The sequence below is a fragment of the Vibrio sabulosilitoris genome, assembly GCF_055391395.1.
In genome coordinates, this window is sequence record NZ_AP029599.1 from 1,197,991 (window position 1) to 1,215,812 (window position 17,822).

General features: G+C 49.6%; 9 protein-coding genes. 1 reads left to right on the forward strand and 8 read right to left on the reverse strand.

Annotation, left to right across the window (positions count from 1 at the left end; genetic code table 11):
- Positions 1–44: 44 nt before the first annotated feature.
- The 6 genes from ACZ5R2_RS05735 to ACZ5R2_RS05760 all read right to left on the reverse strand — a co-directional run bounded on the left by ACZ5R2_RS05735 (position 45) and on the right by ACZ5R2_RS05760 (position 10,476).
- Positions 45–2,273, reverse strand: a complete 2,229-nt coding sequence (locus tag ACZ5R2_RS05735; RefSeq protein ID WP_464901392.1) for a GumC family protein — start codon at positions 2,271–2,273, stop codon at positions 45–47.
- A gap of 272 nt (positions 2,274–2,545) precedes the next feature.
- Complete coding sequence (locus ACZ5R2_RS05740; RefSeq protein ID WP_464901393.1) at positions 2,546–3,070, reverse strand: polysaccharide biosynthesis/export family protein; 525 nt, start codon at positions 3,068–3,070, stop codon at positions 2,546–2,548.
- A gap of 30 nt (positions 3,071–3,100) precedes the next feature.
- Positions 3,101–4,339, reverse strand: coding sequence for an outer membrane beta-barrel protein (locus ACZ5R2_RS05745; protein ID WP_464901394.1), 1,239 nt, complete (start codon positions 4,337–4,339; stop codon positions 3,101–3,103).
- A 22-nt stretch (positions 4,340–4,361) separates the two neighbouring features.
- Positions 4,362–5,801, reverse strand: coding sequence for an undecaprenyl-phosphate glucose phosphotransferase (locus tag ACZ5R2_RS05750; RefSeq protein WP_464901395.1), 1,440 nt, complete (start codon positions 5,799–5,801; stop codon positions 4,362–4,364).
- Positions 5,802–6,393: 592 nt separating this feature from the next.
- Positions 6,394–7,212, reverse strand: a complete 819-nt coding sequence (locus tag ACZ5R2_RS05755) for a protein-tyrosine phosphatase family protein (RefSeq protein ID WP_464901396.1) — start codon at positions 7,210–7,212, stop codon at positions 6,394–6,396.
- A 327-nt stretch (positions 7,213–7,539) separates the two neighbouring features.
- On the reverse strand, positions 7,540–10,476 hold the full coding sequence (locus ACZ5R2_RS05760; protein WP_464901397.1) for a heparinase II/III domain-containing protein: 2,937 nt from the start codon (positions 10,474–10,476) through the stop codon (positions 7,540–7,542).
- A gap of 455 nt (positions 10,477–10,931) precedes the next feature.
- Here ACZ5R2_RS05760 and recQ point away from each other — a divergent pair, with 455 nt between their 5' ends.
- Positions 10,932–13,073 (forward strand): DNA helicase RecQ, encoded by a 2,142-nt coding sequence (recQ, locus tag ACZ5R2_RS05765; protein ID WP_464901398.1) that lies wholly within the window; start codon positions 10,932–10,934, stop codon positions 13,071–13,073.
- A 153-nt stretch (positions 13,074–13,226) separates the two neighbouring features.
- On the opposite strand, the gene ACZ5R2_RS05770 is transcribed toward recQ, so the two are convergent.
- Together ACZ5R2_RS05770 and ACZ5R2_RS05775 are read right to left on the reverse strand one after the other, a co-directional pair.
- Entirely contained in the window at positions 13,227–16,217 is a 2,991-nt protein-coding gene (locus ACZ5R2_RS05770; RefSeq protein WP_464901399.1) for a heparinase II/III domain-containing protein, read from the reverse strand.
- A gap of 357 nt (positions 16,218–16,574) precedes the next feature.
- Positions 16,575–17,819: a DUF1501 domain-containing protein gene (locus tag ACZ5R2_RS05775; RefSeq protein ID WP_464901400.1), complete on the reverse strand. Its 1,245-nt coding sequence runs from the start codon at positions 17,817–17,819 to the stop codon at positions 16,575–16,577.
- Positions 17,820–17,822: the final 3 nt, after the last annotated feature.

Consider the following 17,822-nt stretch of genomic DNA (forward strand, 5'->3'; position numbering starts at 1 on the left):
TATTAATGCTTCGAAAGGCAAAACCTTGGCAACAGCTGCCTCGGTTACTGCCCCGAGATCTTGTGCACCGTAGCGCTCTTTTGGTAGTTGTTGCTGTAGCCATCGTAATAGCTGTACAAATCGGAGTGCTTCTTCTCGACTTGGTTTAAGATCACGCCACCGATGTTGATGTCACAGTTGATCAGCTTTGAGATGGTTGACTTCACCAAATTGACCTTGGTTGAGCCAGCGTGCACAACAAGTTCCACTGAGCCAGTCTGGCGGGCAATCAATAGGGCATCACTTACAGCCTGACATGGCGGTGTGTCGACCACGACCTTGTCGTAGTGGTTCTGTACCGTTTCAAGCAAAGTCTCGAGCTTCTTCGAGCTAAGAAGCTCTTGTGGATTTGGTACTAACAAGCCCGCAGGCAGTACATCCAAACCAGACTTCTCATCACGATAGATACACTCCTCAATGGCCGTCCCTGAAACCAAAATATTGGATACGCCAGGATGCTTCGGGTCGAGGCCAAAGCGCTCGCCAACCGATGGTGAACGCAGGTCAGTATCAATCAATAGCACCTTGCCGAGGCCAGCGAGTGAGATCGCCAGGTTAAGAGAGGTCGTGGTTTTCCCTTCCCCTGGGATCGCCGATGTCAGTGTGATGAGCTTGCTGTGTTGTCGGTGCGCATTAAGTTGTAAAGTGGTGCGAATCGAGCGAATCGCCTCGGTATATGGGTGATGTTTAGGGTCAAAATACAGGTCAGAGTCGAGTGCTTTAGACCCAAGGCGGCGAGACTTCACCAGAGGCACCGAGCCAAGCAGGGTCAGGCCGAGTTTACTTTCCACATCTTCTGGCTTTTCAATCGTGTCACTGAGTGCTTCAAAGAGCAGCACCACCGACATGGAGCACAGAGCAGACATGATGGTTGCTAAGCCAACAATCAAGCTCTTGTTTGGCTTAACGGGTTGTTGCGGCGCAATCGCTACATCAGAGAAGCTGGCGTTAACGCTGTCGAACTTGCCACTGGCATTGGTTTCTTTCTGACGAGTCAAAAAGGTATCGTAAAGCTGGCGGTTACTCTCGACTTCGCGTTTGAGGGCGTTAAACTCAGCCTCTTTGATTGTAAGTTGTTGGTACTCGCGTTTCTTCTCAGCCAGCATCTGCTTAAGGCTTCGCTCTTGTTGTAAGGCCGCTTGTCGCTCCTTATCTTGCTCAGCTAATAATTGATTGAGTAGCGCGTTGGCACTGCGGCGCGTTGCTTGCAATTGTGCTTGTGCTTGAACCATTCTGTCATGTTTTGGGCCGTAGCGGTTGGACAGCTCAGACACATTCCGCTCAGCCTCAAATTGTGCCATGCGGATGTCACGCATTTGTGGGTGGCGAGAGATCTCAGAGATGGACGATGAGTTGCGACTGCTACGCAGTTGGCTGGCGGTTGCCTCTGCAGCGATGCGTCTCTCATTAGCTGCGGCGATACGACTGGTCAGATCTGACAACTCACTCGAAGCCAAGCTGTCGATACCACCGATAGCACCGAGATCAACCAAGCCTTCCTGCTTAAGGTAATCGGTCAGGGCCTGCTCAGAGTCCTCAAGTTGCTGCTTGAGCTCGGTCAAGCGATCGCCAAGCCAACCAGAAGCGTCATTAGTCACACTAATACGCGCCTCAAGGATTGAATTGATGTATGCCGTGCCAACCTCGTTTGCCACTTGAGCGGCTAATTGTGGGTCTTGCGACTCAAAACTGACATTAACTAGACGAGTCTGCTTGATCGGAGTTACGGTGAGACGCTCCTTAAATCGACCCAGCACACGGTGCTCTATGCTGGTCTGTTTTTGCTCAGCAGTAGGTACTGGCTGGGCAGGTAAATAAGGTTGAAGTAACTCGATTGAGTAGACTTTTTGCTTAATCTGGTCAATTAGGCCCGGCGATTCACCTTCACCACTGAACTCGGGTAGCGCGGAAAGATTGAGGGTACTAATTACGCGCTCGGCGATACGGTTTGATCTCAGCACCTGGTACTGGGTTTGATGGTACTCTTGCTGGCTGGTATCAATACCCATAACATCTTCTACAGACACAATGTTTGGCTGCTGGTTATCGATCAATAATACGCTGGTTGCTCGATATATTGGGGTAATAGAGATAGCAGCAATAACAGCGATAATTGCTGCACTCAGCGTGATCAAAATAAGCCAGGTGCGATATTTATTGAGTATATTTAAGTACTTTTTAATATCGATAAGCTCATTTTGACGGCTAATATTTGTTTTGTTTGTATCCAACATGGTTTTTTATCCATAAATATGAGATGCGCAAGTCCGTGGCTGTGTTGTACAGACAGCATGCTTATTTCTCAATGGTCATTGTCTACCATTATTTCCATGGTTTATCGTGTGTAATTGCCGTGTCCGGCGCTACGATATGATTTTAGTTTCACTGGGAGGGAATGATGTGTAGTAAAAGTAAGATTCAGGAGAGTAATTAAAACTTTTAGTTTAATTATCTCAGCCTGAATTCATACTTTCTTAGCTAGGCTGTTGAGTTTTAAATAAAAGGCTTAGAAAAAACTCTCATCAACTACGATGATTTCGCCAGGTTTGACTTCAGTGTCTAAGCTGACTTTCTTAGCCTTGGTACTATTGGGTTTATTAATCGTGATACCTCGACGAGAGGCTCGGTCAGTAAAGCCACCAGCTAACGCAATGGCTTTATCAACCGTTAAACCAGGGCGGTACTCATACCCTCCAGGTCTTTGTACCTCACCGTTGATGTAGATATTTCGAAACGTAATGATATTGACCCGGATTTTTGGCGCGACTAGGAACTCACCATCTAATCCGGTGTAGATCTCCTGTTGTAGTTGCTCTGGAGTTTTGCCCTTTGCTAAAAGCTTGCCCAAGTAGGGGTAGTCGAAATTGCCGCTGGCCCCAATAAGTAACTGGTCAATCGACAAGTCAGGTTCATTGTAAACCTCAATCTGGATAGTATCGCCGGCATCCAATTGGTAGTTTTGCTCATATTCATTCGCATGAGCGCCTAAGCTAGCGGCGAGAGCAATAAGTGCGAGGTGTTGTTTTAACATGGGTCTAATACTCCGTGATGTGTACTGTCCTTAAAGGGAGACATCAGCAGTGAGATACCATATATGTTGCTGATGACCGATCCCGTCTTGCGTTGACTCTTTGTCGTTGTAGCGCCACCCTAAAGAGAGGGATACCCAACGACGCAGGTCATAGGTCGCTTCGAGATTCCATAGATTGGTCTCGTCGTCGCGATTGTCACCGGTGTACTCTTCATCTAGGTAAGTATAACCGGCGAGTGTTGAGAATCGCTGGCGCCAAAAATGACGCCAGCTAACGGCGTAGCGATTTTCTTCAATAAAGTCACCAAGCTGATCTGGGTCCTTGGCGCGTTGTGAGGTCTCGAATTCCAAACGCGAATGACGCTTGGGTAGGTAGGTGAGGTTGGCGTCCCAGCTAGTGCCGTCAAAGTCTTCACGCCCGCTATCGTCAAATTGTTTATCTTGTAAACCCAGGCGCACTCGCCCAGTGGTTTTCTCGGTGATATCCCACTCGACGCCCCCGTAATAGAAAATAGTATCGCTACTCAGGTCAGGCTGATTAGTTGCTTGTTGCTTGTAGGTGCGATCCTCTTTGAGGATATTGGCGAATACTCGAGTCGCGGGCCGAACTCGAACGTAAAGAATAGCCTCATAGTGATTCTGGTCATAATCACGAACTCGAGTCCGTTCAGTAAAGTTTTGATATCTTCGATCGGAGTAGCCAATTGTTCCTTCGATACGCCCACGCGCACCGTCTGCGCCATAACCATAGGTCAGTTCAATCAGATTGGTTGAGTATTCCAGTGGAGCATCAAATGCATTGGGCACTCCCTCGGTCAGCTCCGTCCCACGTTCCTCATGACTGAGGTTGTACTCATAATTGATGTACAGGTCGTTACGAACGTTGATATCCCACTCGGCATCAAGATTAATCCTATGGTCGAGGTAATTATCTTCGCTACTGCTAAAGTAAGTGCCGCTGCTCAGCAGATACTCTGCACTGTAGGTTTGCTTCCCACGTTCAGCGACTGCCCTGACTGAGGGTGTAATAACGAACACGCTCGAAGATATCTGATCACCGCTTCTAAGCTCATTGGTGACGTTGTCGTTATACTGCAAGGAAGTGGAAACTTGCGGGATAATGTCAATACCGAGCTCGGTGGTGTATGGGGCTGGTGATACGGCTGCCCAGCTTGGCATAGCGGCTAATCCGACAATTGCCCAATGAACTTTTGCCCCATAAAATTTTGTCCAATAAACACTGTTTTCCTTAACGTTTTTTTTATCCATAACCGACCCACTTTATAATTGTTTAGTAAGCGACGTCGTCGGTAAACCCCTTGTGGATCGTGGCAAGAATAATTTTAAGATCCATCAAAAGTGACCAACGCTCTATATAAGCTAGGTCATACTTCACCCTACTTTCCATTTTATTTAGGGTGTCAGTTTCGCCGCGGAAGCCGTTGATTTGTGCCCAACCGGTGATCCCGGGTTTCACCTTATGACGCAGCATGTACCTCTCAACAATAGTACGATATTCCTCGTTGTGGGCGACGGCGTGTGGTCTAGGGCCTACTATTGACATAGTTCCTCGTAAAACATTGAAAAACTGTGGGAGCTCATCGAGTGATGTGCGGCGGATAAAAGCGCCAAATCGAGTTACTCTGGGGTCATTTTTGGTGGCTTGTTTGACGATGTTGCCGTTATCAGTACAGGTCATCGAACGAAACTTCCAAACCTTGATCCGTTTTCCGTCCAAGCCATAGCGGTCTTGCTTAAATATGACGGGGCCTGGGGAGGAGAGTTTGACACCAATCGCGACGGCCAATAAAACGGGTGAGATCAAGGTCAGGATCACAGTGGATAGAACGATATCTTCTGCGCGCTTAATAAATGCAGAAATACCGTTGAACGGCGTGTCGTAGACACTGAGCACTTGCACTTTACCTATGTTGACCCAGCGTGAATACAGTAAGCGGTAATCAAAAAAGTCCGGAATCAAGTAGGTGTTAGCCGTCGTATCGGAGAAGCGTGCCAATAGTTGTTTTATCCGGTCTCGTGCATACAAAGGCATTGCGATGTAGATCTGCTGGAGATCGCCTTTCTTGGCTCGTTCCAGAGCATCTTCAATAGTGCCGCATAGCTCTGCGGGTAACCGTTGGTTTAGTTCAGTCTCAATGCGCTCAGGGGAGCGTTCATCAAAAAAACCCACTAGATTGATACCTGAGTTGTCATGATGTTGTAGCTCTTTGGCTAACTCGTAGCCGCCGGTTGTTACCCCGATTATCGCCGCTCGTTGTGCATACATACCTTTTTGATACAGATGACAAACCAGGGTTCGCAGAACAAAGCGCCAGCCGAGTAGCAGGCATGGGGTGGTGAGTAACCAGACACCGATAACCACCCGCGAAAAAATGGCCCCGGTTTTGGTAAAGTAACCGAGCATCGCGAGGATAAAGGCGGTGATGACCCACGGGATCAAAGTGACAATCGCATGGTCACGGAAAGAAATATTTTGCCAGCAGCGATACAAATCACTAGATTCTGCCACCAGCAGGAAGCACAAAATGCCAAAAGCACCGACAATCACAAATTCAACATCGACACTGCCAGTATACAGCCTGGCTGAGATATATAAGGTTAGCCCGACAACAATCATATCGACCAATCGGTAAAAAATCCCAAACCCGGGCTTATTGGCTCGGATTTGGTTGAGACTCTTAAGATCCTGGTTTGTCTCATTCTGTTCCATGTTGCTACCTATCAATTGTTCTGGGTTAATATTCTCACCGCAAAAAGAGGCTTTAAAAGGCGCTTAGAATATTGAGACTAAAAATAGTGCTATGCCAATTTTGGCACGCTACCGCCCATGGGTCTCAGCCCCCAATATGCTCTGTGTTTAATATTGTTTTTAATCATCTAAGTTGAACGACAAGCGCTTTGCTGGCTTATTATTTTTTTCTGAATGTTCGACCTAGAGTAAATACTACTTAAGTTCATTCGAGTTAATTTTAATGTCGCTAATTAGTATATTATTGTCACGATGGGTTGCTTTTATTATGTAGCGTGAATTAAATGTGGTCTTAAATTGTAGACGATGTATGAGTCACTAGAGTGATCAACACTGTCGACTGCTGTGAATATTTTTAATGCCAAGTAAGCCATTGTCGAGCTAGGGTTTTTCTATGCTCTAGTAAATAGGTGTATGATTTGATGGGTTTAATTTCTTGGACGAATTCAGTTGCGGTAGCAGCGGGGTAGAAAACGACCACTATATTTTTAGGGATAGAGGTTAAAATATAAAATGTTCGGTTTTACTTTTAGCGTGTGTATTTTTCTGCTTGTCAACCTATAGAGAGGTTGAAGTTAGTACTATTTTTCTGCTCATATATTTCAACTAAGGTCTCCATTTGAGCCAGCGTTTGTACCATAACATCATTTCTAGAGCGGCGAATATCTCTGATAATTTGAGCGAGACTGAGCGTTGGGTATTTGCTCATTGCCAGCGCAGCGATCACTTGCCCAGTGCGTCCTACACCAGCTCGACAATGGATGACGGGTAGTAAGTTGTGCGATGACTGAGTGATTGATGCACCGAGTTTGCTGTAGTGGGCGTGCTTTTGAGTGATTTTTTCCTCGATTAAGTGGACAAGACCACAAGTCGCTTGAGCGGAGACCGTCTCGTGGTCAAGCCAATCGTATACATGGATAACAGGTACATTGACAAAAGCTCGCGAACGAGTGATCTCAATGTCGTAAAGATCAACATCTATTTCATCTGATAAACAGTGTTTGCCAATTTTCTTGACTTGAGTTTGAATTGGGCCGTAATTGCATGAGTGGGCGAAATAGCACGGAAGGAAGTGACTCTCGATATCCTTATGACTGGCAAGAACCACCAGTACAGGCGTGTAGTTATCCATCAGCATTTCAAGATAAGGAGCCAGCTGCGAAACCGTTGGGTATTGGGTCGCGATAGCGATTTGTTGGCCATTGGTGAAGATACGATTAGCATTTAAATCAGGCCTGACGTTAGTCTCAATATTGTGTGGAAGATTAAACCTATCACGTTCACCGTTGTAGGCTAGCTGTTTGGCCTCACCCTTAATATTCATTAACTCGCTCGCCATGAGCATTTCCGTGTTTGAAAGTGCTTGTTGCATACCTACACCCATGTACTGACCTTAACAACCCATCGCGAACAATGGTAGCTCGCGCCTAGCCAGAGGAGCAAAGAAAGGTCGGTGATATCCTTTTCCCTCTTTATGTACATTGTCCAACAGGGGACCAACGCATCTCCCTACTTTAGTTTAGTGTGATCACCTTTGCCTGAAGAGTTGTAGGTTTTTTGCTGATGTATCAATAATGCTGCACCAGATGTGGTAACCCATTTCAACTTGAATTGCTGATTGGAGCTACCAAGATTGGTGTTTAGGGCTTATCTCCTGGTTGCGGCCATGGCTAGGCATGTCATTGGAGTAGGGCTCTTCTCAGTCATCGACATCTAAGATGTCGAACTGTGAGAGGTACAAGGTACCTTGTGGATGGCTATAAAAACGACCTTGTGAGTTCTCACGAATGGTGAGACTTCCGTAGCTATCAGTCACCTCGTAGCGGGTGCTGGGTGCTAGGCCGATAAACAATACATCAGAGTAGGTTTGGTTGGTCACCACATCGAGCTCTATCGACTGGTTGAGCCCGTCTTGCTGCTTAGCAAACACGACTAAGGTATGCTTTTCCTCGTCAGCTGAGATTAGGGCAGCGTCTAATTGATCTGATGAAAGATAAGCCGCCTCGACCTGACCACTGCTTGAGCTGCCATCGGCGATACTCAGCACGTTCAAGAAGCGATCCTCGAGGTTAGCGGTGGTGGGTGATACCTCAACTCGCCAGTTACCCGCTTCAACACGTGCTAGGTTGTAGGCGGTTGAGCTACCGCTATTTAGCCCATCAATATAGTTATAACCCACCGGTGAGCATGAGCTGTTTCCGGCACAGCTGCCATCATCATCAACCCAAAATCGATAGTTGTCTCCACCGACAATTTGCAATGGTCCTCCTGTTGGGAGTAGGGTTTGTTGGTAAAGGCTTGCGATATCGTCGGGGTCGACCCCAGTATCAATACTCATGCGCACGGTGTCAGGCTCGGAGACCATTACGGGTTGATTGATACTGTGCAGTAGATAGGTCTTTTTGTACTCAGCATCGGTTGAGACTACCACGTCGTAAACGATCACCACCGGGTGACTGCCAGAATAATCGCGCAGTGAGACAAGATGGCGTTCAAAGCGGTCGAGTTTGTGGCTACTGTAGGCCTTGGTCGCATCCCCCATGGTGTAGGTGTAGTCATTGTGCTCTTCAAAATGAATAATGCCGTCGATATGGCTTGCGCCCCCTTCTTTAACATCTTCGAGGGTTGGGTAGGTGTCCCACTGACGGTAACGCTGACCGCCATCGTTGGACAGTTGTCCGTGCTGATAGACGCTGCCAAAGTCTTCTGTTTGGTCGTATATCAGCACCGTATTGTGGGCAACGCTGCGCGTATAGTAGTTCCACCAGTGATCACTGGCATAGGCACCCATCACGTTGTACCCCCCGGAATCAATCGCCAGTGGTCCTTTGTAGTAAATGGTAAACGAATTGGCATCGAGGTGATGGTGGTTGACCGAGTTAAACGAGGTGGACTTGAAAATCGTCAAAGTGTTTTGCTCTGGGTCCCAAGAGTCGCGGATCACCACGAGTCCCGAGTTATAAAAGTGTCGAGCCAGCGGGAGACTGCTGGGGTGGACTGGACTTATCGGGTATGGGTCTGCATATAAGATGTGCCAGTAGTAGTTTGACTGATTAAATTGCTCGTAAAGCCATTGTGCGTAGCCGTTATCAAAAAAGGTTGAGGCGACCATCAAGGGTACACCTTGAAACTGGCGAGAGTAGTCGGTAGCCCATACATCGCCATAATAGGGGAAGTTATAGTAGCCAGGGTCGTAGTGACTATAGCTATTGAAGTTACGGTAGCCGTACAGGTAGAGATACACCTGTTCAACGTCTGCTTCCGTAAGCCAAGACTCTTCTTGGGTAGCATATTCCCAGAGAAGGTTGACATCGAGCGAGCTGTAGCTGGTGGCGTATGCCCAGGCTTTTTCGCTTCCTCCATTGCGCCCACTCCAGGCTAAATACGGGTTGTAGCCTGCCTCAAAATTATTGATCACCGTCGCCAATCGTGCATAGTACTGAGTCTGAAAATCACCGCTTTCTTGGCCAACATCATTAAAGATGGCCAGCAGTGCTGTCAACGCACAAACATTGGCTGCGCGGCTGTGACCACCGCTAAATTGAGGAGCAGAGAAGTAGCTCCATTTATCATCGATTGCGTTATATTGCTCTAAAACGGCGAGACGGAGCTGACTCTTTTCCGTGTCAGAGAGTTGTGAGTAAGCCCAGTCGTAAATCGCTCCTAGGGCAAACAAACGTCCACGTGGTATGTCATCACCCGACTGTGATGCCGCGACGTCCAGTAGCGCCAGTGCGTAGGCTCGCGCATGGGTGTTGGCTTGGTCGGTCGGGTTAAAATTGGCCTCCATGCCATAGTACATCGAGGCATCAATAAAGCTTGCCATATTGTTGAAAGATTTAATTTTATTGCTTACATAAGCGTAAGGGTCTGAGCCATCCGTGGCAAAGTAACCCTTGGAGCTGATCAGACTGCTCAGTCGAGAGCGGTCGGTGGCCTTATCAGAAGAGAGGATCTGCTGGATAAGTTCGCTGTCGACAAATAGATATGGGTGCTCAGTATTCACTTTAAGTGAGCGGACACTGTTCCCTGCGCCTTGGTCGCTCCAAACGATGGGGGCCACTGTCACGATTTCCTGATCCTCAAGCGAAGCCGCACCATCATTATCAAATGCGATAGCGCTAAATCGCTGCTCACCAACGGGTGGGATGTAATCTATTGCGTAGGGGGCACTGGTGTCTCTTTCTAGCTCGTAGCCGTCCAGGTAAAAGATCACGCTGGAGATGGCACCATCGGCATCATCGACATCAGCACTGATTTGCAGGGTTTGATAGTGATCAATTGAGGTGCTGCTAACCGCCAAGGTTAAAGTTGGGCGTTCATTCTCATCACACTCAAAAACCTCACAGTCGTTGTCACCACCACTGCCGCCACCGTCGCCGCCACCGTCACCGCCACCATCACCACCGCTGCCACCACCATCGCCGCCACTTCCATCCTCACAATCGCCGGCGTCATTGTAATATTGGCACTCGTCTTCACGTCCGTCGTTGCTGTCACTCTCCTCATTACACCCCGCGAGGGTGACACATGCAGCGATGAGAGTAAGCTTCAGGACACCAGGTGACCCTTGTAACAGCTTGGGTAAAACCAAATCAGATTTTGCTTCAGATTGACGTTGTGACCGCTGAACCATATCGTTACTCCTGTACGCTGCAAGTGGGATGATAGGTAAACAGATAAACCTAGGCCTGAAAATAAGGGTAGGTCAGATTGTCCAGCGTGTCGCGAAAATGAGAGGGTGCTTTTGGTGGTTAATCGACGAGAGGGAAAAGTTAACTTAAGGGTTAGTTGGACAAGGTCTAGCCAAACTTTCTAGCGTACGATGGTTGATTAGTGATTGAAAAGCAAACAAATCTCATTAACCCAAAGAATAAGATTGATTCGCGCGTCAGGTCGATCCACTCCGTGTGCCTAAACCAGCACAGGTAGTGAGTCATCTCTCGAACCGGCAAGTGATTAAAGTGTTGATATATCGATTATTACTCGTGCCAGCGTGAGTAAATAGCGACGCATTTCTCACTAATTACGACTAATAATCGTCAAAGTTTCGTTAAATATCCGCTAGGATGGTGAGCATTGGTTTTGATTATGAGTAAGCGCGACGTGAATCCAACCCCTCTTGATGTCTTAAAATCCACCTTTGGCTATGACCACTTTCGTCATCAGCAGCAAGCTATCATCGATACTCTTGTTGCCGGTCAGGATGTCCTCACTCTCATGCCAACCGGTGGTGGTAAGTCACTCTGTTATCAGATCCCTGCGATTGTGCGTCATGGCGTTGGGATTGTTGTCTCGCCACTGATCGCTCTAATGAAAGATCAGGTCGATGCCTTGCATCAGGTTGGGGTAGCGGCGGCCTACCTCAATTCTACCTTGAGTAGTTATGAGCAGCGTGAGGTGGAGGACCTACTCCGACGCGGTGAGATCCAGCTTTTGTATATCGCCCCAGAGCGATTGATGATGGAGCAAACGCTGGCGCTGTTATCGCAGTGTCATATTTCGCTGTTTGCTATCGATGAGGCGCACTGTGTCAGCCAGTGGGGACACGATTTTCGGCCCGAGTATCAGCAGCTATCGGTTTTGCATCAGCGCTTTCCCGATGTGCCGAGAATTGCCTTAACCGCAACGGCCGATGAGCGAACCCGCGGTGAAATTATCACTCAGCTTGCCCTTGAACAGGCCGAGGTGTTCGTTCACAGCTTTGATCGCAGCAATATTCGCTACCATGTCAGCGAGCCATCGAACGCGAAAAATGACCTTTGGCGCTTTATCAGTGAAGCGCATGCCAATGATGCCGGAGTGGTGTATTGCTTATCGCGCAAAAAGGTCGAAGAGGTGGCGCAATGGCTGGTTGATAAGGGGCGCGTTGCACTGCCGTATCACGCGGGTCTGCCCGTCGAGCAGCGTAACTTACACCAGCAGCGATTTTTGCGCGAGGAAGGGGTGGTTATCGTTGCTACTATTGCCTTTGGCATGGGGATCGATAAGCCCGATGTGCGCTTTGTCGCCCACTTGAGCCTGCCGAAAAGTATCGAGTCCTACTATCAGGAAACTGGTCGAGCGGGGCGTGATGGTGAGCCAGCCAATGCCTGGATGGCCTACGGTATGCAAGATATGGTGATGCAGCGTCAAATGGTGGAGAACTCTGAGGGCAGTGAAGCCTATAAGCAGGTACAGGTGCAAAAACTAAATGCGCTGCTTGGCTACTGTGAGCTTATCACCTGCCGCAGGCGAACCTTGTTGGGATACTTTGGCGAGACGCTTGAGCGCCCTTGTGGAAACTGCGATAACTGTCTTTCGCCACCACAAACCTGGGATGGGACTCAGGCGGCGCAAAAAGCCTTATCGACTGTGTACCGCTGCGATCAGCGCTTTGGTGTCACCTATCTGACCAACGTGTTACTCGGTAAAGCCGATGAGCGCATGACGCGGTTTGGTCACGATAAGGTCTCCACCTTTGGCATCGGAACGGAACTCAATGCCAACCAATGGAAAGGGGTGTTTCGTCAGCTGATTGCGATGAATTATCTCAGGGTGGAAGGGGAGTACCACAGTCTCAAATTAACCCCACAGTGCCGCGCGATCTTAAAGGGTGAGCAGCAAGTGCAGATGCGTGAGTTAAGAAAAACCAAGGCGAAAAAGTCATCTTCGAGCAAGTCGGCTGCCACAGACCTTTCGGCGTCTGACCTGAAACAATTTGCGGCACTCAAGGCGGTGCGCTCCGAGTTGGCTAAGCAGCAAAATGTACCAGCCTATGTGATATGCCACGATGCGAGCTTGAAAACGGTGGCGAAGTTAAGACCAAAGAGCCTGATACAACTGAGCGAGATCTCGGGTTTTGGTGAGGCCAAGATCGAGAAATATGGTGAGCAACTGCTTGCCGTGGTCGAGCAAAAGCCAGCTGAGGTGCGCGCTTTATCCGAGACCGAGCAGAAATCCCTCGAGCTTTTCCAAGCACATAACAGCATCGATGAGGTCGCGCGGCTAAGGGAGCTTAAGGCAACCACTGTCTATAGCCACCTGAGCGCGGCAATCGAGAGTGGTGCCTGTCAGCTAGAGCAACTGGTTCGTTTAAGCAAGGATGAGATAGAGCATATCGCTCAGGCTGCGAATAGGCTCAACGCGGTCGAGGCGTTTAAGCTCAAGCCCTTGTTCGATGAGCTGAACGAGCAGTACGATTACGGCACACTGCGCTGCGTACTCGCCCACCTTAAACACCTTCAGGCCTAGCTATAAGCGCAAAGCCTAACGCATTTGAGGGCGGTGACTCACTAAAAATGCAATCAAGCCCGTAGCTAGATTTCATATTTAGGGTTATTGGCCTATGGGTATCCCCACCGATCATTAGGGCAGTAATAGCAAGTATGACTCCGCCATGCTGGGCTATTGCTCGGCGTCCAGCACATCCAACTGTGACAAGTAGAGTGTGCCCTGAGAGCTGCTGTAAAAACGCCCTTGACTGTCTTGCTTAATCGCGAGCTTGCCATAGCTGTCCGTCACTTGATAGCGAGTATGGGGCCGCAAACCGACAAACAGCACGTCGGAGTAGGTTTGATTCTCTACTACATCTAGGTCAATCGATGAGTTGAGGTCATCTTGCTGTTTAGCAAAGACCACCAGCGTGTGCTGATCGTCGCTAGCCGAGATAAGTGCAGCATCGAGCTCTGAGCCGGCAAAGTATTGGGCATCCACTTGACCAGAGCTTGAACTGCCATCAGCAATCGTGAGCACGTTCAAAAAGCGATCCTCAATACTCTTGTAGCTAGGCGTGACCTCAATGCGCCATTCTCCCGCTTCAAGCAGAGCTAACTTGTTGCTAGTGTTGTTGCCCGTCCCGCGCCCCTCGACATAGTTATGACTGACCGGGGTGCAATTGTTGTCGCCGGCACAACTGCCATCGTCATAGACCAAAAACTCAGCGCCATCGCCGCCGACAATCGTGACCTGACTATCGAGCGGTAGCAAGGTTTGTTGATACAAGCTGGCTATATCTTCATCGTCCACACCGGTGTCGATAGTGACACGCACCGTATTCGCCGCACTAAGCTTGGTGGGCTGATTGACGCTGTGCAGCAAGTAGGTTTTGCGATAGTCGGCATCGGTCGACTCAACCACATCATAAACCAGTACAACCGGGTGAGAGCCGGAGTGGTGACGCAGAGAGACGAGGTGGCGCTGAAACAGAGCGAGCTTGTGACTGCTGTAGGCCTCTGTCGCGTCACCCATGGTATAGGTGTAATCGCCTTGCTCCTCATAATATACAATCCCCTTTATGTGGCTAGCACCCCCGGCTTTCACATCCTCAAGTGTTGGATAGATATCCCATTGACGATAGCGCTGTCCGCCATCATTGGAGCGCTGTCCGCCATCATTGGAGCGCTGGCCGTGAGTCGCCACTGAGCGAAAGTCTTCAGTTTTGTCGTACACCAAAATCGTATTGTGGGCGATACTGCGGGTGTAGTAGTTCCACCAGTGTTTGCTGGCATAGGCGCCCATGATGTTGTAGCCGCCAGAGTCGATCGCCAGTGGCCCTTTGTAGTAAATCGTGAACGCGTTGCTATCGAGATGGTGGTGGTTGATGGAGTTGAATGAGGTCGACTTGAAGACAGTTAAGGTGTTTTTCGATGGATCCCATGAGTCACGGATCACGACCTGACCTGAGTTATAGAAATGGCGCGAGAGCGGCAGTGACGAGGGATAAATCGGGCTAATTGGACTTGGGTCGGCGTAAAGGATATGCCAGTAGTAGTTAGTCTGAGAGAGCGATTCATAGAGCCACTGGGCATAGCCATTGTCAAACAAGGTCGAGGCGACCAGCATCGGCAAGCCCTGGAATTGACGCGAGTAATCGGTGCCCCAACTGTCACCGTGATAGGGGAAATTGTAGTACCCGCCGCTGTTATAGGCTGACCAGCCGTTAAAGTTACGAATGCCGTACAGGTAGCGATAGAACTGATCAGCATCGACCTCGGTGAGCCAGGAGCTCTCATTGGTGGCATACTCCCACATCAGATTGACATCCAATGAGCCGTAGCTGGTGGAGTAGCTGTAGGCTTTCTCGCTACCACCGTTGCGCGATGTCCAGGCGAGGAAGGGGTTATAGCCCGACTCAAAGTTGTTCACCACGCTAGCGAGCAACTCATAATAGCGATTTTGCATATCGCTGCTGTCTTGGCTGATGTCGTGGAAGATGGCCAGCAGCGCCGTCAAGGCGGTGATGTTGGCTTTACGGCTGTGCCCGCCGCTGTAGGCAGGGCGAGAAAAATAACTCCACTTTTGATCGACATAATCGGCCTGCTCCATGATTGCTGCGCGTAAAAGGCTGCGCTCACTACTAGAGAGCTCATCATAGGCCCAGTCATAAATAGCACCGAGCGCAAACAGTCGGCCGCGTGGTGGACCATCATTGCCCCAGATTGCCGGGTACTCGAGCAAGGCTAAGGCAAACGCACGGGCGTGGGTTTTGGCATTATCACTGGGGTTAAAATTGGCCTCCATTCCGTAATACATTGAGGCGGTAATAAACTGATCCATACTGGTGAAGTTACTGACTTTATTCTCGACCCAAGCATAAGTGTCGGAGCCGCTTGGGGTATAGTAACTGCCCATTAGGCTACTCAGGCGACTTCGATCCTCTGCTTTCCCCGCCGAGAGGATCTGAGTAATCAGACCACTATCAACAAACAAGTAGGGGTGCTGGGTATTCACATTCAATGAACGAATGCTGTTAGTGCCGCTCTGGGCTGTCCACACTAGTGGTGCGACTGAGACGGCTACGACATCCTCATCGGATGCTGCGCCATCATTGTCGACCGCTACGGCGCTGAACACCTGCTCACCAACCGGGGGCACGTAATTTAGGGTGTACGGAGCTTGAGTCAGGGTTTGCAACTCATAGCCGTCGAGCATAAATCGTACCGCTTTGATGGCGCCGTCTGGGTCATTGGCGTCTGCTTCAATCTGCAGCTCTTGGTAGTGCTCGATGGAGGTACTGCTAACCGAGAGGCGCAGGCTAGGTGGCTGGTTATCGTCGCAGTCATCACCACTACAGCCACCGCCACCAATCGGTCCCTCATCGCCGATATCGCCGGTGTCACCAGGTCCGCCAACGATAGGTCCTTGGTCACCGACATCACCAGTATCGCCGGGGCCGCCAACAATCGGCCCCTGGTCACCAACATCCCCAGTATCTCCGGGCCCGCCCGCGACAGGTCCCTCATCACCGATGTCACCGGTATCGCCTTGGTCACCAACAATGCCGCCACGGTCGCCCTCTTCACCGACCTCACCCTCTTCACCAATAATGATGTCGTCACTGCTGCTATCACCGCCATCATCACACCCAACAAGCATTAGGCTAGCAACGACCAACATAAAAGTGCTGCAACAATGAGTGAGTGAAGAAGTGCGTTTCGTAAGCTCCGACTCAGGGTCGGTAGCCGTGTTGTTTGAGGGGGAAGTCATACTAGCTGTCCTGTTTAGCGCGGGGAACCTTGGACTAGCGTAGACTATTTTTACCACTCTCGATGGCAGGCCGAGTACCATTTAAGTGGGATACGCTTGCCGATCTGCCCTCAACTCTTGAACCAAAGGCTTGTGTCTCACTTGGTAGAATCGTCGGCAACTATTGCAGCGTGTTGCAACAAGTGAAGGGGTTACCTGACTGAAAAAAGAAAAATCTCTCTGCGTCGCAGAGAGATTTTTACCAACGTCATTTAGGTTTTGACCAACCTAGGAGAGCAGGTCAAGGAAGTCGGTGGAAAGCGGAAACAGCTTATCCAACGGACTATCACTAATACCTAGGTGTTTGCGCAGCGCCAGGTGGAGGTGAGCTGGTGTCAGCTCAACGCCGCTCTCGTCGGGCTCGAAGGTTTCTGGATTGATCTTAACCGATTTGAGCTGACCGTTAGTGGCACCAATCACTCGATTGCCTGGCAGCATGCGGCTCCAGACGATTGAGCTGCCTACTGTCCAGTGATCCTTACCATTATTGACGTTGTAGTAAGGCGTGCGACCAAAATCTGAGCTGAGCAGAATCGTGGTTCTATCGGCAATACCATGGCGCTCGAGCTCACTGATCAGGTGATTGACTGTGGCAAAGTAGCTCATCAAGGATTTGTGCTGTCTTGAGTCATTACTGCCATGTGTGTCAAAACCACCAAGGGTGATGAGGGCGCTATTGGACATCCCTGAGCCAAATGCGGCTGCAGCGATCTCCGCCTCCTTTAAGGCACCCGAGGATAGGTTCGTGGGCAACGCATTCAGCAGGGGATTAAGCTCACCTGCATTGGCGTGTCCCTCAAGGTATTCCCTCATCGCTTGAAGGTCTGCATTGGTATTTAGTGCCGCTTGAGTTGCAGCGCTGGAGAGCTGATGCTGAGCGGCGATTTCTGAGCCAATCGTATCTGAGAGATAGCGGTTTGGGTTGGCCAGTTTATCGAGGGTAGACACATCACTTAGCCTTGTTGCAGCGACGGTACCAGCCGTCGTGGTACCGCCCGAACCAAGGTAGTAGGCCAAAGGCTTCGTGTCTTTTTTCAAGGCGCCCATTAGTGCCGTGGTATCGGGTTGGCTAGTGCTACTATCACCGGAGCGATTGAGCCGTTTGCCAACCGGGTGGGCATTGGTCCCCCCATTGATGCCATTGAACACCCGAATATTGGGGTAATGGTTTTGAAAGAACACATCAATCTGATCAACACCGGTGTAATTGGGATCGAGCAGGGGGGCGTAGCGTAGACGCCCAGCCTGACGAATGGCATCGACCGAGTACTTATTGATCACGCCGCGACTCTCGCTGTGCAGAATATCCCCTTTAGGGTCACAGAGCGACGTCGTATCCCAACCACCTGCTGCGAGAATATTAACGAAGTAATGCTCGCGAGTTTGCGCTGACCAGGCGAGATTCAATCCACCGAGTTTTAGGTATGTGCCACCCGCAATCAGTGCTTTTAGTAAGTTTCTTCTTTGCATCATTTG